The sequence below is a fragment of the Streptomyces sp. NPDC048504 genome, assembly GCF_043200035.1.
Classification (GTDB): domain Bacteria; phylum Actinomycetota; class Actinomycetes; order Streptomycetales; family Streptomycetaceae; genus Streptomyces.
The window spans coordinates 225140-242379 of record NZ_JBICXA010000021.1; the positions used below are offsets into that span (position 1 = coordinate 225140).

The following is a 17240-nucleotide window of genomic DNA, read 5'->3' on the forward strand; positions in this document are numbered from 1 at the left end:
GGCGGTGCGTACCGCGTTCTCAGCAGTCGCGATTGTCGGCAGCCGCAGGACGACGGGACGGTCCCCCGGCTGCTTTCCTCGATCGACCGGGCCCCATCGGAGACACCCATGAACGACAGCCTGCAGCGCTACGCGGACGAGCACGTCCGCACCGTCGACACCATGTCGGCCGTCCTGCTGTTCGCCATGTTCCTCTTCGGCAGCGAGCTGGGCGCCTCCGGCGGTCCCCGGCCGGACGCGGTGGGCCCCACGATCACGCTCGCCGCGGTCTCCTGCGCGGCCCTGCTCCGGCAGCGGAGCCGTCCTCGTACGGTCGTCGCGGTCACGGCGGTCGCGGCTGCCGGGGCGAGTGCGCTGGGCCACCTGCTCACCCCACTGATGCTGGGGCCGCTGATGCTGGCGCTGTACCGGCTGGCCGTTCTCACCGGCCGCGGCACGGCCCGCCGTTGCTTCTTCGCCTCGGTCACGCTGGTGATCGCCACGGCCACGGTGGTGGAGCCGGTGCATCACCCCTGGCCGTTCAGGACCGTCGGCCCGGCCGCCTGGCTGCTGTTGCCGGTCGTCGCCGGGAACGCGGTCCGGCTGCGGGAGGCGTATCTGGAGGCGGTGCAGGCGCGGGCCGAGTACGCCGAGCGCAGCCGCGAGGACGAGGCGCGGCACCGGGTGGCCGAGGAACGGATGCGTATCGCCCGGGAGTTGCACGACGTCGTCGCCCACCATCTGGCGCTGGCCCACGCGCAGGCCGGCACCGCGGCCCACCTCGCGCGCACGCACCCCGACCATGTGCGGAGGATCCTCACGGAACTCGCCGGTACGACGTCCTCCGCGCTGCGCGAGATGAAGGGCACGGTCGCTCTGCTGCGCCGGCCCGACGACCCCGGCACACCCCTGGCCCCGAGCCCGGGTCTGGCCCAACTCACCGAACTGACCCGCACGTTCGCGTCCACCGGGCTCACGGTCACGGTGGCCACGGAGGGCAAGGAGCGCCCGCTGTCACCCGGGGTGGGCCTGACGGCCTACCGGATCGTGCAGGAGGCCCTCACCAACGTCAGCAAGCACGCGTCGAGCCGGTCGGCGCGAGTGCGGTTGCGGTACTCCTACGACCGGTTGACCGTCACGGTGACCGACGACGGGGCGGGCGCGGTGGGCGCTGCCGGGGGCGGCGACGGGGCGAACGCGGCACCGGCCCCGGGCCACGGCTTCGGACTCGACGGGACACGTAGGCGCGCCCGGCCCACCGAAAACGACCTCCAGGCCGAGCACTCCGCCGGGGGCGGCGACGGAGCCGGCGCGATGCCGGTCGCCGCCGACGGCTTCGGGCTGATCGGCATGCGCGAGCGCGCCCGGTCCGTCGGCGGCACCCTCCAGGCCGGGCACCGTGTCGAGGGCGGTTTCGAAGTCACCACGGAACTGCCGCTGTACCCCAGCGCTCCGCGACCGGAAGAAAGAACCCCATGACCATCCGCGTGCTGCTCGCCGACGACCAGGCCCTTCTGCGGGCCACCTTCCGGATCCTGATCGACACCTGCGAGGACATGGAGGTGGTCGCCGAGGCGGCCGACGGCGCCGAGGCGATCCTGCTGGCCGGTGAACACCGCCCCGACCTCGTCCTGATGGACATCCGCATGCCCGGCACCGACGGCCTGACCGCCACGACCGCGATCTGCGCCGACCCGGCGCTGTCCGACACCCGCGTCCTCATCCTCACCACCTTCGAGGTCGACGAGTACGTGGCACAGGCCCTCCGGGCAGGCGCAAGCGGTTTCCTCGGCAAGGACGTCACCGCCGACGCGCTGCTGTCGGGCATCCGCACGGTCGCGTCCGGCGAGACACTCCTCTCCCCGCTCGCCACCCGCACCCTGATCGCCCGCTTCCTGGCCACTCCCGCACCGGGCACCCGACTGGCCACGCCCGGCCGGCTCGGCGACCTCACCGCACGCGAGCGCGAGATCATGGCCATGGCCGCCGAAGGCCGCTCCAACGACGAGATCGCCGAGAAGCTGTACGTCAGCCCGCTGACCGTACGCACGCATGTGCACCGCGCCATGGCCAAGCTCGACGCCCGCGACCGCGCCCAACTCGTCGTGATGGCCTACCAGACGGGTCTTGTGCAGGCGCCGCCCCCGCCCGTGCCCGAGTTCTGAGTCGCCGGCCACCAAGGGAATCGCGGCCGTTCAGGCGAACCCGTACCGAAAAGCGCGTGGCACCGCCCGACCCCGTCGACACCTGTGCCGTGCCCCTCCCCCACATCCCACCCATGCTCGCCACCCCCGGCTCCCTCCCGCCCACCGCCCAGGACCTCCAATGGGCCTACGAGACCAAGCAGGACGGCCAGCGTGTGCTGGTGTACCTCCCCGGCGACGGAAGCGTCCTCCTGCGCGCCCGTTCCGGCGAGGACATCACCGCCGCCTACCCCGAACTACTCGCCCTCGCCCGGGAGTTGGGCACCACCCCGGCGATCCTCGACGGCGAGGTGCTCGCCCTGGACGAACAGGGCCGCGCCGACTTCCAGTTGCTGCAGGGCCGGATGGGTCTGGCCGGGTCACCGGCGCAGGCGGTGCGCCGAGCCGCCGAAACGCCCGTCCATCTCGTGCTGTTCGACATCCCCCATCTCGGACGGCCGCTCCTCACCCTCCCCTACGCCCACCGACGCACCACGCTGGAGCAGCTCGACCTCGACGGCCCGTACTGGTCAACTCCCGCCGCCCTCACCGGACATGGCGCAGAAGCCCTGCGGGCCACCCGCGAGCACGGGCTGGAGGGCCTGGTCTGCAAGCGGCTGGACTCGGTGTACGAGCCCGGGGTCCGCTCCCGCGCCTGGATCAAGATCCGCAACCCGCGCAGCGAGGACGTACTGGTCGGCGGCTGGGTGCCCGGCAAGGGGCGTCTGACGGGTCTGCCCGGCGCGGTGCTGGTGGGGCAGCGCGCGGCCGGCAGGCTGCGGTACGTCGGCAATGTCGGCACCGGCTGGAGCGAGGCCGAGCGTGCCGAACTCGCCGTACTCCTGCGGGCCGCCGGGACCGAGACGTGCCCCTTCGACCCCCCACCGCCGGTGGCCGGCGCGCGCTGGGTCGTGCCCCGGCTGGTCGGCGAGGTCCGCTACAGCACCCGCACCCGGTCCGGGATGCTGCGCCAGCCGTCCTGGCTGCGGCTGCGCCCGGACCTCGCGCCGGAGGAGTCGGCGGCGGATCTGCCCGAGCGTTGAGGAAGTTGCGTAGATCAAGTATTGGGCGGGTCGTTACCGGAGTGACACCCCTCACCCTTGGCGCGTACATGGAAAGTCGCGACTATGAAAGCCCTTTCCCCCCATAGCCGTTGGGCTGCACCCAAGAGGAGGACGCAGTGTCGTCCCAGAAGTCCCGCACCCGCCGCGGAAGGTGGCTCGCCGGCCTCGGCGGTGCCGCCGCCCTGGTCATCGCCTTCCCCAGCGCCGCCTTCGCCGCCCCGCCCACCGCGCTCCCCGCGAACGCCGAAGCCGCCGAGCAGACCTATCTGCCCGCCTTCGACTACGACACGGACGGCTGCTACCCGACACCCGCGATCGGCCCGGACGGGAAGATCAACGGCGGCCTGAACCCGACGGGTTCGCTCAGCGGCGAGTGCCACGACGCCTCGGACCTCGACAACACCAACAGCTACTCGCGCTACAAGTGCAACAACGGCTGGTGCGCCTACATGTACGGCCTGTACTTCGAGAAGGACCAGGCCGTCGCCAACTCCAGCATCGGCGGGCACCGCAACGACTGGGAACACGTCGTGGTGTGGGTGCAGAACGGCACGATCCAGTACGTGTCGACGTCCAACCACGGTTCGTTCACCGTGCACGCGGCGTCCGACGTCCGTTTCGACGGCACACACGCCAAGATCGTTTACCACAAGGACGGCATCGGCACGCACGACTTCCGCCTGGCGAACGCGAACGACGAGCCGCCGGAGAACGACAAGCACACCTGGCAGTACCCGCCGCTCGTCGGCTGGAACGGCTACCCGGCGGGCCTGCGCGACAAGTTGAGCGCCTACGACTTCGGCAGCGCCAACTTCGGGCTGAAGGACGCGAACTTCGCGGCCCACCTCACCTCGGCGGAGCCGTCCGGAATCACGTTCGACCCCAACGCCTGACCGAAACGTCCAGGGGGCACCATCGTTCTCAGGGCTCCCGGAGTCACCCCGACCCCGGGAGCCCGAGAGGACGGAACGTGGCAGCTGAACGCGGGATCTCGCGGCGGGCTCTCCTGATCGCGCTGGGCATCGCCGGTGCGACGGCGGTCCCGGCGGGTGCGCAGGGCCCGGCTCCCGGGAACGGATACACCATGCCCACCCTCGCCTTCGACGACCAGGCCGTCCAACGCCGCCTCGGCACCGTCTACGCCTCCGCGCTCAGATCCGTGTCCGGCGCCAACACCATCGGCGCGGACCGCGCGGTGTACGACAAGGCGGGCCTGCTCTCCTATCCCCCCGGCACCGTCGTCCGGGCGGGCGGCGGCTATCCCGCGCCGCAGCGCTGGACCCGGGACGCGGCCGTCAACGCGTGGAGCGGGGTGAGCCTGCTGGCCCCTGACGTCGGCCGCAACACCCTGTGGTCCGTGGTCGACCGCGCCCGGGACGGGTTCGTCGTCCAGCAGGACAACCAGTGGTGGGACCAGATCGTGTGGGTCCTGGCCGCCCACCACCACTACCTGGTCACCGGCGACCGGGACTTCGTCACCCGGGCCTACGACACGTCCGCGCACACCCTCGCGGCCCGCCGCGCCCAGCACTTCAACCCGTCGTTCGGTCTCTTCGAGGGCCCCGGCTTCATGAACGACGGCATCTCCGGCTACCCCAGCCCGCCCGCCTCCAAGTCCGTCCACTCCTCCTTCGTCCTCGACCACCCGCACGCCGACAAGCTGATGTGCCTGTCGACCAACTCCCTTTACTACGGCGCTCATCAGGCCCTCGCCGCCATGTCCGAGGCCCTCGGCCACCCCGTACAGGCCGCCTCGTTCCGCTCGGACGCGGAGCATCTGCGCACGTCGATCGACCGGCACCTGTGGCGCGCGGACGCCGGCACCTACGCCTATCTCGTGCACGGCGAGGGCACCCATGCCGGACACGTCGACACCTCGCAGGAGGGCGCGGGCCTGGCCCTCGCGATCCTCCTCGGCGTCGCCGACCCCGAACGCGCCGTCCAGCTCCTCGACTCCACGCACTGGCAGCCGTACGGCATCGTCAACGTCTGGCCGCACTTCCCGCGCTTCGACGACCGGCATCCGGGACGGCACAACGTGATGGTCTGGCCGATGGTCCACGGGCTGTACGGCCAGGCCGCCGCCGACGCGGGCCGCGCCGAGCCGTTCGCCCTCGCCGTCGACACCCTCGCCGGCCTGGTCACGGCGAGCGGCGGCTTCTACGAGGTGTACAACTCCGCGACCGGCGCCGTCGACGGCGGCTGGCAGGGCGGCGCGAGCGGGCACGCCGACCACTTCGTGTCCCAGCCCGACCAGACCTGGTCGGCGACGGCGTATCTCCGCCTGATCCACGCCGGCCTGTTCGGCCTGACCTTCACGGACGACTCACTGCGGCTGAGCCCGTGCCTGCCGTCGAACTGGGGGCCCGTGAGCCTGCGCGGGCTGCCGTACCGGGGCATGACGCTCGACGTGACGCTGAGCGGGGGCGGCAGCCGGGTGCAGTCGTGCACGGTCGACGGGGCGTCGGGCGACCCCGTTGTGGCTGCCGACGGGCGGGGACATCGCGTGATCTCTGTCGTGCTGGCGGGGTGATGTGCGGTTCCGCCGCGGGGTCTCGATGGGGCGTCCTTCGGCTGCCGCGCCGTGGGGGCTGGTCGTGCAGTTCCCCGCGCCCCTCAAGACCAAGGCGTTGCCGAGGCCCGGCCCGCCTCGGTCCGCAGGCCTAGGACCTGAGGTGGGCGGCTCTTCCTCCTCCGGTCCGTTCTGCGGACGCAGCCCCGCGCCTAGCGTGCTGGGCATGGACACGAGCGGAACGCTGGAAGAGGCATTCGGACGACTGCACTCCACCGGGCCCGAGCGCGCGGGCTGGCTCAGCAACCACGCCCCGATGGTCGCCGAGGCGCTCGCCGCGCACGGGCAGGCCGGGGCCGTGCACCACTGGCTCGATCTCTACCGGGACAAGCTGGAGGACTTCCCCGAGCCGGTGGCTCCCGTCACGGACTCCAACTGGCCTGCCGCGCTGGGCGATCCGCGCCGGGCCGCCGACTGGATCGGCTACTTCTCCCGGGCTCTCGCCGAGCGGCCCTGGCAGGACGTGCTCGCCGTGTGGTGGCCGCGGCTGCTGCCCGGGATCGCCGCGGGCGCCACCCACCCGGTCATCCGCGTCGGGCATGCCGTACGGGCCCTCGGGGTGGAGGAGAACGAGCCCCGGCGTACCGAACTCGCCCATGGGCTTGGCTATTGGGCGGCGCGGCACCAACCCGTCTCGGGCATCGCGGAGTTGCCCGCCGGTCCCACCGCCGCCGGTGCCCTCGACGCCGTGCCGCCGATCGCGGGAGGGGCGGCCGGGTTCCGGGCGCGGCTGGACACCGTGCGTGAACTGCCTGTCTGGGCGGGCGAGGTGAGCGATCCGGACGTGGCGCGGGAGCGGCTCACCGAGTTGGTGCGCGCGGCCACGCATCGTTACGCGACCCACGGTCACGGCGAGCCGACCATGCTGGTGCACGCGGCGACGGCACCCAACGCCGTGCTGCGCGCCCTGGAGGCGCTCCCCCGCGAGCTGTGGGCGCCGAGTCTGCACGCGGCGTGGACAGCCTCGGCTGCCGTCACCGCGATGTACGCCCCGAGGGAGGCGATCGACTACGTTCCGCCCTCGCGGTTTACGGCCGAAGAGGTGATGGAGCGGGCCCTGGAACATGGGGACGAGCACGTGATCAAGTTGACGGACACGGCCCTGGATGTCGGGGACGAGCGGGCTCTCGCCGCCGCACTGCGGGCCGTGGAGATCAGTGAGCCCCTTGTGCGAGGCCGGGGCTGAACCTGTTGCCAGGTGTACCCATCGGTCAACACGGGCATGCCGGACGGTCTATCGTGTCCGCATGTCCGTGCCCGAACTGATCCGTATCGTCTCCCGCGACTCGCCCATGGCGCTGGCCCAAGTGGAGCGTGTGCGCGCCGAGTTGGCCGTCCTTCATCCGCAGGTGCGCACCGAGGTCGTGCCGGTCAGGACGACCGGCGACAAGTGGATGGGCGATCTGGCCCTGGTCGAGGGCAAGGGGGCGTTCACCAAGGAGGTGGACGCCGCGCTGCTCGCCGGCGCGGCGGATCTCGCGGTGCACTGTGTGAAGGACGTGCCCGCCGATCGTCCGCTGCCGGCCGGTACGACGTTCGCCGCGTTCCTGAAGCGGGACGACATCCGTGACGCCCTGGTCCACCCGGGCGGGCTGACCCTGGACGAGTTGCCGCCCGGGACGCGGATCGGCACCTCGTCGGTCCGGCGGGTCGCGCAACTCGCCGCCACGCACCCGGAGTTGCAGTGCGTGCCGTTCCGCGGCAACGTCAACCGGCGGCTGGAGAAGCTCGCGGCGGGTGAGGCCGACGCGCTGCTGGTCGCGATGTCCGGCCTGGAGCGGATCGACCGGCGTGACGTGATCAGCGAGGTGCTGTCCCCGGAGGTGATGATGCCGCCGATCGGCGCGGGCATCCTCGCCCTGCAGTGCCGCGAGGGCGACACCGACGTCATCGACACGGTCAGCGGGCTCGGTCACCCGGAGACGCATCGGGAGGCAACTGCGGAGCGCATGTTCCTGCATGTCCTCCAGGGGCACTGCAACAGCCCGATCTCCGGGTACGCGCAGGTGGACCGGAGCGGTGAACTGTCGCTGCGCGCCTGCGTGTTCACGCCGGACGGCAAGACCCGGCTCAACGCCCACGAGTGGGCGGGCCGGCTCGACCCGGCGACGCTGGGCACGTCGGTGGCGGTGGCGCTGCTGCGGCAGGGCGCCCGGGAGATCATCGACGGCATCCCGCACTGACGCGGGAGTCTCGGGGCCCGGCCACGCCTGGTCCCGGAGGTTCAGGGGGTGCCGGGTTCCGCCTGGTCCCGCAGGAAATTGCTCACCTGGTGCGCCAGGCCGTCCCGCCCCACGCCGGCGGCGACGGCCGCCTCGCACAGACCGATGCCGCCGGCCCACAGGCGCCGCTCGGTCCACTCCTCCTCCACCCGCAGCTGGACCTGTACGTCCACCTGCTTCAGCGAGGCCTCGGGACCGGCGGCGTAGACGACGGCGGTGGCGCGGCGCAGCGGATAGACGTCGAAGCCCTCGATGAACTGCGAGCTGCGCCAGTCGATGAAGGCGCTCTCGCCGTCCGGGCCGACCCTGACGTCGATCTGGCCGTCCTCCAGGTGGATGCCGTAGTGCCGCGCGCCACGGTTCTCGACGGTGACACGGAGCGTGAAGTAGGTCAGCCCTTCGGCCGCGTCGTCGCGTCCGCGTGGCGGCTCGGCGGCGGCCAGGCTGTGGACGCGGACACGCAGACCGGCATGTTCGTCGTACTCCTGCCAGTCCCCGACCACGTTCGGCTCGTACACAGTGCACCCTCTCGACCTCAGAGAGCTGCTTCCTATCTGTGTGCTCAGCGCACTGTCAAATGAGCAGAATGCGCTGTGGCCAGCGTTTTCGTCCGCTTGATCACTGATCAAGCCGTGCGCAGGAAGAATCCGTTTTCCGGCCATCGAATCCCGGTCGGGAGCGTGCCGCACATCACGTCCCGTCCAAGATCAGCGGGCGAGCCGTCCGAGCAGGGAGGAGGCTGCCGCGATGCCCAGTGCGGCGGCCACCAGCAACACGGCGAAGTCCATGCCCACATGGGACGGGGTGCCGAGCAGCAGCCCGCGCAGGGCGTCCACTTCGTAGCTGAGCGGGTTCGCCTTGCTCACCGCCTGCAGCCAGCCCGGCATGATCGCCACCGGGTAGAGGGCGTTGGAGCCGAAGAACAGCGGCATGGTGATCGCCTGGCCGAAACCCATCAGCCGGTCCCTGCTGAGCACGATGCCGGCGATGGTCATCGACAGACAGGAGAAGAAGGCCGAGCCGAGGATCACGATCGCCCCGACGCCGATCAGCTTCAGCGGGTTCCAGGTCAGCGCGACTCCGAGGACCGCGGCGATGACGACCACGACGACGGCCTGGATCAGCGACTTCACACCGGCCGCGAAGGCCTTGCCGGTGATCAGTGCCGAGCGCGGGGTGGGGGTGACGAGGAGCTTGTTGAGGATGCCCGCGTCACGCTCCCAGATGATCTGGATGCCGTAGAAGATGGCGATGAACATCGCGGACTGGGCGATGATGCCCGGGGCGAGGTAGTCGATGTAGGGGATGCCGCCGGTGGGGATCGCCTTGATGCGGGTGAAGGTCTGGCCGAAGATCAGCAGCCACAGAGCGGGTTGGACGGCGCGGGTGTACAACTCGGTGCGGTCGTGGCGGAGTTTCTGGAGTTCGACCGCGCACATCGCGATGACTCGGGCGGGCAACAGCCGCCAGCCTGCCCGGGGTTGGGGCGGCGTGAGCAGAAGGTTCAGGTCGTTCTCAAGGGCTGGGTCAGCCGACGCGGTTCGCGGTGCGGCGGGTGCTTCGGACATCGCGGAAACCTCCTGACTGGTCTTCGAGACCGCTGCCGGCTATGTCCCGGAAGACGTCCTCAAGGGTGGGCAGCGGATCGGTGGCGGGTGCTCCGTCGGCGCGCCGGCGTTCGCCGAGGCCCTCGCGGAGTTGCTCCGGGGTGCCCAGGGCGCGGATGCGGCCGCGGTGCATGAGGCCGACGCGGTCGCAGTACTGGTCGGCCTCGTCCATGTAGTGGGTGGTGACCAGGACGGTCATGCCGGTGGCCTCGCGCACGGCGTTGATGTGCTCCCACACGCTGGTGCGGGCGATCGGGTCGAGGCCGATCGTGGGCTCGTCGAGGATGAGCAGGCGGGGCGCGCTGACCAGGGCCTGCGCTAGTTCGAGGCGGCGGACCATGCCGCCTGAGTAGGTGTTGGCGAGCCGGTCGGCGGCGTCGGTGAGGTCGACCGCCCGCAGTGCCTGGGCGACGCGCGCGGCACGTTCCTTGCGCGGGACGTCGAAGACGCGGGCGAAGAGAGCGACGTTCTCGCGTCCGGTGAGCCCGCTGTCGGCGGACAGCTGCTGCGGGACGTAGCCGAGCATGCGGCGCACCGACATCTGTTCCTTGGCCGTGTCGTGGCCGAAGACGTGGACCATGCCCGCCGGGACCGGCAGGAGGGTGGTGATACAGCGGATCGCCGTGGTTTTCCCGGCGCCGTTGGGGCCGAGCAGTCCGAAGACCTCGCCCTCCCCCACGGACAGGTCGAGCCCGTCCACCGCGGTCGTCTCGCCGAAGGAATAGGCGAGCCGGGTGCAGCTGACGGCCGCGGACCGCCCGGCGGCAGCGTCGGTGTCCGTCGTCATGACTCCTTGGCCTCCTCGTGCAGATTGACGGCCAGCTGGCGCAGGGCCGGGATCGCCGCGCGCAGCGCGTCCCGGTCCGCCTGGTCGAGACGGTCCACCTGGCTTCGGACGAGAGCGGCTCGCCGCGCGTGCCAGTCACTGAGGCGCGTCTTGGCCGTCCCGGTCAGCTGAAGGCGGGCGGCGCGCCGGTCGGCGGGGTCCGTCTCGCGGATCAGGAAGCCGTCCCGGGCGAGCTGGTTGACGAGCGTCGACACCGAGTTGCTCGCGAGGAACAGCTCCTTGGCCGCCTCGGAGATGCCGATGCCGGGCCGGACCTCGACCAGCCGCAGCAACTCCACGTCGGCGCCGCGCAGTCGCGGCAGGGTCATCTCGCTGCGCAGTCGCCTGCGGATCAGCCGCTGGACCCCGACGAGCGCGTCGGCCAGCTCTTCCGGGAATTTCTCCGTCTCCACACTTAGATATTACCTCTTTAGCAGAGGTAACTAACCCAAAAGGATGGTCAAGACACCCGCTCGGGAGGCAGCGGGACCGCTTCCGGTTGGACACTGGGAGGGAGACCGGTGGCCGCCGGTCCAGGAGATCGGAACGCGACTGCCATGAACGACGACAGGAAACCGTCCCTCGGAGAACCGGACTCCGTCTCCACCCGTTCGGTGTTCGGCGCCCCCTGCTGGGTGAGTCTCACGAGCCGCGATGTGGAGACCACCGAAGCGTTCTACGAGGCCGTGTTCGGCTGGAAGTGGCGCTCGGCCAGCCTCGGCGACCGGTTCCGGATCGCCACGGCGAACGACATCCCGGTGGCCGGCCTGGCCGCGGTGGCCTCCATGTGGCAGGTCGCGGTGGCTTGGACGCCCTACTTCGCCGTACCCGACGCGGATGTGGCTGCGGCCCGGGTCCGGGAGCGCGGCGCGACGGTCGCCGTGGGACCGCTCTCCTTCCCGCCCGGCCGCGCGGCCCTGCTCGGCGACCGGGACGGAGCGACCTTCGGGATCTGGGCGGGCGACCTCGTCGGCGGCTGGGAGACGTGGCGCCGCTCGGCGCCCGCCTTCGTCCGGCTGCACACCCGCGACGCCTTCGACGCCGCGATCTTCTACGGCGAGGTCCTCGACTGGGCCTCGGAGGACCCGGCGAGCTGCGAGATCCAGTACGAGGGCGGCGAGGTCGTCCTGCGCAGCGGTGGAAAAGCCGTGGTCCGGATCCAGTCGGGCGCACTGGAGGCGGCCCCCGACCCGACGGTCAGGCCGCACTGGCAGGTCCACTTCGCGGTCTCGGACATCAGGTCCTGCGCGCGGGTCGCGGAGACGCACGGCGGCAGCGTCCTGCGGGAGAACACCACCGAGGCCGTCCTGCGCGACCCCGACGGCGCCCGCTTCACGGTCACCTCCCGCGACGCCCCCTGACCCTGCCCTCCTCCCGGGCGGGCCGCGACAACAGCACGAGACTGCGCGCCTCTACGGCCATTTCGGTGCCGGCCTTGTGTTCCGTCTCGTCCGGGGTGCCCTGCGGCTCGGCGGTGTCGATCAGGGTCGTCCAGCGCTCGCCGTAGGTGACGTCGGGCAGACGAAAGCCGACGGGCTCCCAGTAGCTGTTCAGCAGGAGCAGGAACGAGTCGTCAACGACGGGCCCGCCGTGCGGGTCGCGTTCGGCGATGGCGTCACCGTTGAGGAACACGCCCACGCAGTGCGCGTCGGAGCGCTGCCAGTCCAGGTCGGCCATCTCGCGCGCGTCGGGCAGCAGCCACACCAGGTCGGGCAGCGGCTGTCCGGCGTGCACGGCGGTCTCGCCCCGGAAGAACCGGCGCCGCCTCAGCACCGGATGCGCGGCCCGCAGCCCGATGACGTACCGCGTGAAGTCGGCGAGTTCACGCTGCCCGGCGCTCAGCTCCCAGTCGATCCAGGAGATTTCGTTGTCCTGGCAGTAGGCGTTGTTGTTGCCGCGCTGAGTGCGGCCCAGTTCGTCGCCGTGGCTCAGCATCGGGATGCCCTGCGAAAGGAGCAGCGTGGCAAGGAAGTTGCGCTGCTGACGGGCGCGCAGCTCCAGCACGGCGGGGTCGTCCGTCTCACCTTCGGCCCCGCAGTTCCAGGACCGGTTGGTGCTCTCGCCGTCCCGATTCCCTTCCCCGTTGGCCTCGTTGCGCTTGTCGTTGTACGAGACGAGGTCGCGCAGAGTGAACCCGTCGTGCGCGGTGACGAAGTTGACGCTGGCGCGCGGTCGGCGCCGGCTGTGCTGGTACAGGTCGGAGGACCCGGTGAGCCGGGACGCGAACTCGCCGAGCGTGTGCTCGCCGCCCCGCCAGAAGTCCCGCACGGTGTCACGGTACTTGCCGTTCCACTCCGACCACAGCGGCGGGAAGTTGCCCACCTGGTAGCCGCCCTCGCCGACGTCCCACGGCTCGGCGATGAGCTTGACGCGGCTGATCACCGGGTCCTGCTGGATCAGGTCGAAGAACGCCGACAGCCGGTCCACCTCGTGGAACTGCCGGGCCAGGGTGGCCGCGAGGTCGAAGCGGAAGCCGTCGACGTGCATCTCGGTGACCCAGTAGCGCAGCGAGTCCATGATCAGCTGAAGGACGTAGGGGTGCCGCATCAGCAGGCTGTTCCCGGTGCCCGTCGTGTCGTAGTAGTGGCCCCAATCACCGTCCACCAGGCGGTAGTAGGAGGCGTTGTCGATGCCCCGGAAGGAGAGGGTTGGGCCCTTCTCGTTGCCCTCGGCGGTGTGGTTGTAGACGACGTCGAGGATGACTTCGAGCCCGGCGGCGTGCAGCGCCTTCACCATCGACTTGAACTCGGTTACCTGGCGCCCGCGTTCGCGGTGCGCGGCGTAGGCGTTGTGGGGCGCGAAGAAGCCGATGGTGTTGTAGCCCCAGTAGTTGGACAGGCCGCGGTCCTGGAGCACCCCGTCCTGCACGAACTGGTGCACCGGCATCAACTCGACGGCGGTCACCCCGAGTTGGACGAGATGCTCGACGACAGCCGGGTGCGCGAGTCCCGCGTACGTCCCCCGGAGTTCCTCGGGGACCTCCGGGTGGGTGCGGGTCAGCCCCTTCACATGGGCCTCGTAGATCACGGTGTCGGCGTACGAGCGCCGGGGCGGCCGGTCGTCACCCCAGTCGAAGGCCGGGTCGGTGACCACGCCGAGCATGCCGTGCCCGGCGCTGTCGCCGGGAGCGGGTCCGGGCGCACGCTCGTACAGCGAGGGGTCGTTGTCGATCTGGCCGTCCACCGCCCGGGCGTAGGGATCGAGGAGCAGCTTCGCCGGATTGCAGCGGTGTCCGAGGGCCGGAGCCCATGGCCCGTGCACCCGATAGCCGTACCGCTGACCCGGCCCGATGCCCGGCAGATAGCAGTGCCACACAAAGCCGTCGGCTTCGGTGAGGCGAATGTCATGGTGTCGGCCGTCGTCGCCGACGAGGACGAGGTCGACGCGTTCGGCGACTTCGCTGAACAGGGCGAAGTTGGTGCCCGTCCCGTCGTAGGCGGCCCCCAAGGGAAAGGGGTGCCCGTTCCAGACGGGCACCCCTTTCCGGGACGGGCGCGCGGTCACTTGGCGTCCTCCAGGACGCCGTGCGTCGGGCGGGCCAGCAGGGCGGCCGGTACCTCGCGGGGAAGTTCGAGCATCTCCCGCAGGCGCGGCGCCGGCGTCCTGGGCACCCGGGGCACGCGTTCGCCGCTGCGGGCGCGCTGCGAGAACCAGATGACCTTGCTTCCGGTGTCGGTGGCGCAGCAGCCCCAGCCGTCGCTCATCGCGGCGATCCGGGCGAGACAGGCGCGCAGGTCCTGGTCCGGGCGCAGATCGCGGTCGTTGTCGCCGATGGCAGTGATCAGGTGCTGGCCGTTCCACCACAGCTCTATGGACGTCTGCTTGTCCGTGGCGTGCTCGTCGATGGCCCGCAGCAGCAGCTCGGCGCCGCGGCAGACGGGCTCCACGAGGATCTCCAGGTCCCACAGCCGGAGGTGGGCGGCCAGAATGCGCCTGACCTGCCCGACCCGTTCCTGACTGACGTCCACATCGAGGTGGTAGTAGCACGGCACTGCGGTCTTCATCTTCGTTGGCTCCTCACCGGCGGAACTCACGCTCCGCCTCTGCCCCCTGCGGGACCCGACCCCGAACACGAAGCGTGAGCACTGATCGCTTCTGAGTCAGCTCCAGAGTGCGAGCGCTAGGCCATTCGTGCAACACGAGCGACGGGTGAGGTAGTTGAAGAACCAACAAGACGCTGGGTCATCACCTGTGCACCATGAGTGAAAGCCTCGACTGCCGTGACGGAGCCAAGACGCTCTGGGTACGGCCGCCACCCGACGGTCGGGAACCGCGGTCCGCCGAGGCGAAAGGTGAACGGCGCCATGCTGCTACCCGCCAAAGCCGAAGTCGCCCGCCAACTGCGGCGCTATCGGGCGTGGGAACGCGTGATGCTCGCATCGCCGGGCGACCGGACGGTACGGGCCACCTTCGAGGACTCGGGCTACACCTTGTGCGTGCTGATGGGCGAACGCTGCGCGCGCGAGGCCGCGGAAGCCGCCGAGCGCTTTCTGCGCGGCAGCCAGGGCACGTACCAGCAGGAGCAGAACGGCCGCCCCCGTACGACGACGGTCGTGCACGGCGGGCCGCATGTCGCCGTCGACCGGCGCTCCCCGGCGGGAAGGTAGTCCCCCTTCCGGCGCAGCTCGCACCCACGGCCGGGCGAACAGCCCGGCCTCCCGCACGACGGAGGTGAGACCCATGAACGCGACCCCGGCGGCCATCGGCCGCATTCCGGTACGTGACGTACGCCCGTCCGTGGACAGCGGCGCGCGCCCGGCGAAGGCGGTGGTCGGCGAGACGTTCCAGGTCACCGCCACCGTCTTCCGCGAGGGCCACGACACGATCGGCGCCGACGTCGTGCTGCACCACCCGGACGGCCGCCCGGGTACGTGGACCCCGATGCGGAAGCTCGCCCCCGGCAGCGACCGCTGGGGCGCGGAGGTCACTCCGGACGCGACGGGCCGTTGGTCCTACGTCGTGAAGGCCTGGGGCGACCCCATCGCGACCTGGCGCCGGGCCGCCCGCATCAAGATCCCGGCCGGCATCGACATCGGCCTGATGCTGGAGGAGGGCGCGGAGCTGTACGCCCGAGCCGCCACCGGCGTGCCGGAGGGCCCGGCCCGCGCCACGATGCTGGCCGCCGCGGAGACGCTGCGCGACGACACGCTGCCGGTGGGGACGCGGTTCGTGGCCGCGCTGACGCCTGAGGTGGACAGGGTGCTGGAGCGGTATCCGTTGCGGGAGTTGGTGACGGTTTCCGAGCCCCGGTCTGTGGTGGTCGAGCGGGAACGCGCGTTGTACGGCGCCTGGTACGAGTTCTTCCCGCGTTCCGAGGGCACTCCGGCCCAGCCCCACGGCACGTTCCGTACGGCCGCGAAACGCCTGGACGGCATCGCGGCGATGGGCTTCGACGTCGTGTACCTGCCGCCGATCCACCCCATCGGGACCACCTTCCGCAAGGGCCCGAACAACACCCTCTCCGCAGGGCGCGAGGACGTCGGCGTCCCGTGGGCGATCGGCTCCCCCGAGGGCGGTCACGACGCGATCCACCCGCAGCTGGGCACCCTGGAGGACTTCGACGCGTTCGTCGCCCGGGCCACCGAGCTGGGCATGGAGATCGCCCTCGACTTCGCCTTGCAGTGCTCACCCGACCACCCCTGGGTGGAGAAGCACCCGGAGTGGTTCCACCACCGCCCCGACGGCACGATCGCGTACGCCGAGAACCCGCCGAAGAAGTACCAGGACATCTACCCGATCGCCTTCGACCGGGACATGGACGGCCTGATCGCCGAGACGACGCGGGTACTACGTCACTGGATGGACCACGGCGTGCGGATCTTCCGCGTCGACAACCCGCACACCAAGCCGGTCGTGTTCTGGGAACGGGTGATCGCCGACATCAACGGCACCGACCCGGACATCATCTTCCTGGCCGAGGCGTTCACCCGCCCCGCGATGATGCACACCCTCGCCCAGATCGGTTTCCAGCAGTCGTACACCTACTTCACCTGGCGCAACACCAAACAGGAACTCACCGAATATCTGAGTGAGTTGTCCGGGGAAGCGGCTGCCTACATGCGGCCGAACCTGTTCGTGAACACCCCCGACATCCTGCACGAGTTCCTCCAGGACGGCGGCCGACCCGCCTTCGAACTACGAGCGGTGCTCGCCGCCACGCTGTCCCCGACATGGGGTGTCTACAGTGGCTACGAACTCTGCGAGAACGCCCCTCTCCGGCCGGGCAGCGAGGAGTATCTCGACTCGGAGAAGTACCAACTCCGCCCGCGGGACTGGGAGTCCGCCGAGCGGGAAGGACGTAGCATCGCGCCATTGCTGGGCAAGCTCAACGACATCCGACGCCGTCACCCCTCGCTGCACCAGCTCAGGAACCTCCGGTTCCACCGGACGGACAACGACGCGCTGATCGCGTACAGCAAGACCACGGGCGTGGACACGGTTCTGGTGGTCGTCAACCTTGATCCGCACCACACCCAGGAGGCCACGGTTTCGTTGGACATGCCGCAACTCGGCCTGGAATCAAACGAATCCATGTCGGTGTACGACGAACTGACGGGTGAGTCCTATCAGTGGGGCAGGACCAACTATGTGCGTCTCGAACCCGGCCGGGCTCCCGCGCACGTGTTCCACGTCCGGCGGTCCACGCAGAGCGGAGGGTCAAGAGCTTCATGACTGTCAACGAACCGGTCCACGACACCTTCGAGGACACTCCCGCCAAGGACCGGGACCCCGAGTGGTTCAAACGCGCCGTCTTCTACGAGGTCCTGGTCCGCTCCTTCCAGGACAG

16 protein-coding genes are annotated in these 17240 nt (G+C 70.6%); 10 read left to right on the plus strand and 6 right to left on the minus strand.

Annotation, left to right across the window (positions count from 1 at the left end; genetic code table 11):
- Positions 1-108: 108 nt before the first annotated feature.
- The 7 genes from ACGFY9_RS41420 (at position 109) to hemC (ending at position 7981) form a co-directional block, all read left to right on the plus strand.
- Positions 109-1458, plus strand: coding sequence for a sensor histidine kinase (locus ACGFY9_RS41420; protein ID WP_393763158.1), 1350 nt, complete (start codon positions 109-111; stop codon positions 1456-1458).
- The gene (locus tag ACGFY9_RS41425) at positions 1455-2144 is read left to right on the plus strand and encodes a response regulator (protein WP_393763160.1); all 690 of its coding nucleotides are present in this window, start codon (positions 1455-1457) and stop codon (positions 2142-2144) included. The genes ACGFY9_RS41420 and ACGFY9_RS41425 overlap by 4 nt, the downstream gene beginning before the upstream one ends.
- A 113-nt stretch (positions 2145-2257) precedes the next feature.
- Complete coding sequence (locus ACGFY9_RS41430) at positions 2258-3205, plus strand: ATP-dependent DNA ligase (protein ID WP_393763204.1); 948 nt, start codon at positions 2258-2260, stop codon at positions 3203-3205.
- Positions 3206-3342: 137 nt separating this feature from the next.
- Positions 3343-4119: an NPP1 family protein gene (locus tag ACGFY9_RS41435; protein ID WP_393763162.1), complete on the plus strand. Its 777-nt coding sequence runs from the start codon at positions 3343-3345 to the stop codon at positions 4117-4119.
- A 77-nt stretch (positions 4120-4196) separates the two neighbouring features.
- Positions 4197-5759 (plus strand): glycosyl hydrolase family 65 protein, encoded by a 1563-nt coding sequence (locus ACGFY9_RS41440; RefSeq protein WP_393763164.1) that lies wholly within the window; start codon positions 4197-4199, stop codon positions 5757-5759.
- A gap of 205 nt (positions 5760-5964) precedes the next feature.
- A complete protein-coding gene (locus tag ACGFY9_RS41445) occupies positions 5965-6984 on the plus strand; it encodes a questin oxidase family protein (protein ID WP_393763166.1) in 1020 nt (339 codons plus the stop codon).
- Between the two features lie 61 nt (positions 6985-7045).
- Entirely contained in the window at positions 7046-7981 is a 936-nt protein-coding gene (hemC, locus tag ACGFY9_RS41450) for a hydroxymethylbilane synthase (protein ID WP_393763168.1), read from the plus strand.
- Positions 7982-8022: 41 nt separating this feature from the next.
- Here the strand turns inward: hemC and ACGFY9_RS41455 are convergent, their stop codons facing one another.
- The 4 genes from ACGFY9_RS41455 to ACGFY9_RS41470 all read right to left on the minus strand — a co-directional run bounded on the left by ACGFY9_RS41455 (position 8023) and on the right by ACGFY9_RS41470 (position 10866).
- Positions 8023-8538: a hypothetical protein gene (locus ACGFY9_RS41455; RefSeq protein ID WP_393763170.1), complete on the minus strand. Its 516-nt coding sequence runs from the start codon at positions 8536-8538 to the stop codon at positions 8023-8025.
- Between the two features lie 189 nt (positions 8539-8727).
- Entirely contained in the window at positions 8728-9588 is an 861-nt protein-coding gene (locus ACGFY9_RS41460) for an ABC transporter permease (RefSeq protein WP_393763172.1), read from the minus strand.
- A complete protein-coding gene (locus ACGFY9_RS41465) occupies positions 9548-10414 on the minus strand; it encodes an ABC transporter ATP-binding protein (protein WP_393763174.1) in 867 nt (288 codons plus the stop codon). The genes ACGFY9_RS41460 and ACGFY9_RS41465 overlap by 41 nt, the downstream gene beginning before the upstream one ends.
- The gene (locus tag ACGFY9_RS41470) at positions 10411-10866 is read right to left on the minus strand and encodes a MarR family winged helix-turn-helix transcriptional regulator (RefSeq protein ID WP_393763176.1); all 456 of its coding nucleotides are present in this window, start codon (positions 10864-10866) and stop codon (positions 10411-10413) included. Before ACGFY9_RS41470 ends, ACGFY9_RS41465 begins: the two co-directional genes overlap by 4 nt.
- 144 nt (positions 10867-11010) lie before the next feature.
- Here ACGFY9_RS41470 and ACGFY9_RS41475 point away from each other — a divergent pair, with 144 nt between their 5' ends.
- Positions 11011-11814: a VOC family protein gene (locus ACGFY9_RS41475; RefSeq protein ID WP_393763178.1), complete on the plus strand. Its 804-nt coding sequence runs from the start codon at positions 11011-11013 to the stop codon at positions 11812-11814.
- Here the strand turns inward: ACGFY9_RS41475 and glgX are convergent.
- Positions 11792-13957: a glycogen debranching protein GlgX gene (gene glgX, locus ACGFY9_RS41480; RefSeq protein ID WP_393763180.1), complete on the minus strand. Its 2166-nt coding sequence runs from the start codon at positions 13955-13957 to the stop codon at positions 11792-11794. The genes ACGFY9_RS41475 and glgX overlap by 23 nt on opposite strands.
- A complete protein-coding gene (locus ACGFY9_RS41485; protein WP_393763182.1) occupies positions 13954-14457 on the minus strand; it encodes a pep a2 in 504 nt (167 codons plus the stop codon). The genes glgX and ACGFY9_RS41485 overlap by 4 nt, the downstream gene beginning before the upstream one ends.
- Positions 14458-14757: 300 nt before the next feature.
- Here ACGFY9_RS41485 and ACGFY9_RS41490 point away from each other — a divergent pair, with 300 nt between their 5' ends.
- Positions 14758-15060, plus strand: coding sequence for a DUF5133 domain-containing protein (locus ACGFY9_RS41490; RefSeq protein WP_393763184.1), 303 nt, complete (start codon positions 14758-14760; stop codon positions 15058-15060).
- 73 nt (positions 15061-15133) lie between these two features.
- Positions 15134-17125, plus strand: a complete 1992-nt coding sequence (locus ACGFY9_RS41495; protein ID WP_393763186.1) for an alpha-1,4-glucan--maltose-1-phosphate maltosyltransferase — start codon at positions 15134-15136, stop codon at positions 17123-17125.
- Positions 17126-17240: the final 115 nt, after the last annotated feature.

Excerpts from the sequence above, each read along its gene's own strand:
- ACGFY9_RS41420 (WP_393763158.1), top strand. The coding sequence starts at position 109 with ATGAACGACAGCCTGCAGCGCTACGCGGACGAGCACGTCCGCACCGTC.
- ACGFY9_RS41425 (WP_393763160.1), top strand. The coding sequence starts at position 1,455 with ATGACCATCCGCGTGCTGCTCGCCGACGACCAGGCCCTTCTGCGGGCC.
- ACGFY9_RS41430 (WP_393763204.1), top strand. The coding sequence starts at position 2,258 with ATGCTCGCCACCCCCGGCTCCCTCCCGCCCACCGCCCAGGACCTCCAA.
- ACGFY9_RS41445 (WP_393763166.1), top strand. The coding sequence starts at position 5,965 with ATGGACACGAGCGGAACGCTGGAAGAGGCATTCGGACGACTGCACTCC.
- hemC (WP_393763168.1), top strand. The coding sequence starts at position 7,046 with ATGTCCGTGCCCGAACTGATCCGTATCGTCTCCCGCGACTCGCCCATG.
- ACGFY9_RS41460 (WP_393763172.1), bottom strand. The coding sequence starts at position 9,588 with ATGTCCGAAGCACCCGCCGCACCGCGAACCGCGTCGGCTGACCCAGCC.
- ACGFY9_RS41465 (WP_393763174.1), bottom strand. The coding sequence starts at position 10,414 with ATGACGACGGACACCGACGCTGCCGCCGGGCGGTCCGCGGCCGTCAGC.
- ACGFY9_RS41475 (WP_393763178.1), top strand. The coding sequence starts at position 11,011 with ATGAACGACGACAGGAAACCGTCCCTCGGAGAACCGGACTCCGTCTCC.
- ACGFY9_RS41485 (WP_393763182.1), bottom strand. The coding sequence starts at position 14,457 with ATGAAGACCGCAGTGCCGTGCTACTACCACCTCGATGTGGACGTCAGT.
- ACGFY9_RS41490 (WP_393763184.1), top strand. The coding sequence starts at position 14,758 with ATGCTGCTACCCGCCAAAGCCGAAGTCGCCCGCCAACTGCGGCGCTAT.
- ACGFY9_RS41495 (WP_393763186.1), top strand. The coding sequence starts at position 15,134 with ATGAACGCGACCCCGGCGGCCATCGGCCGCATTCCGGTACGTGACGTA.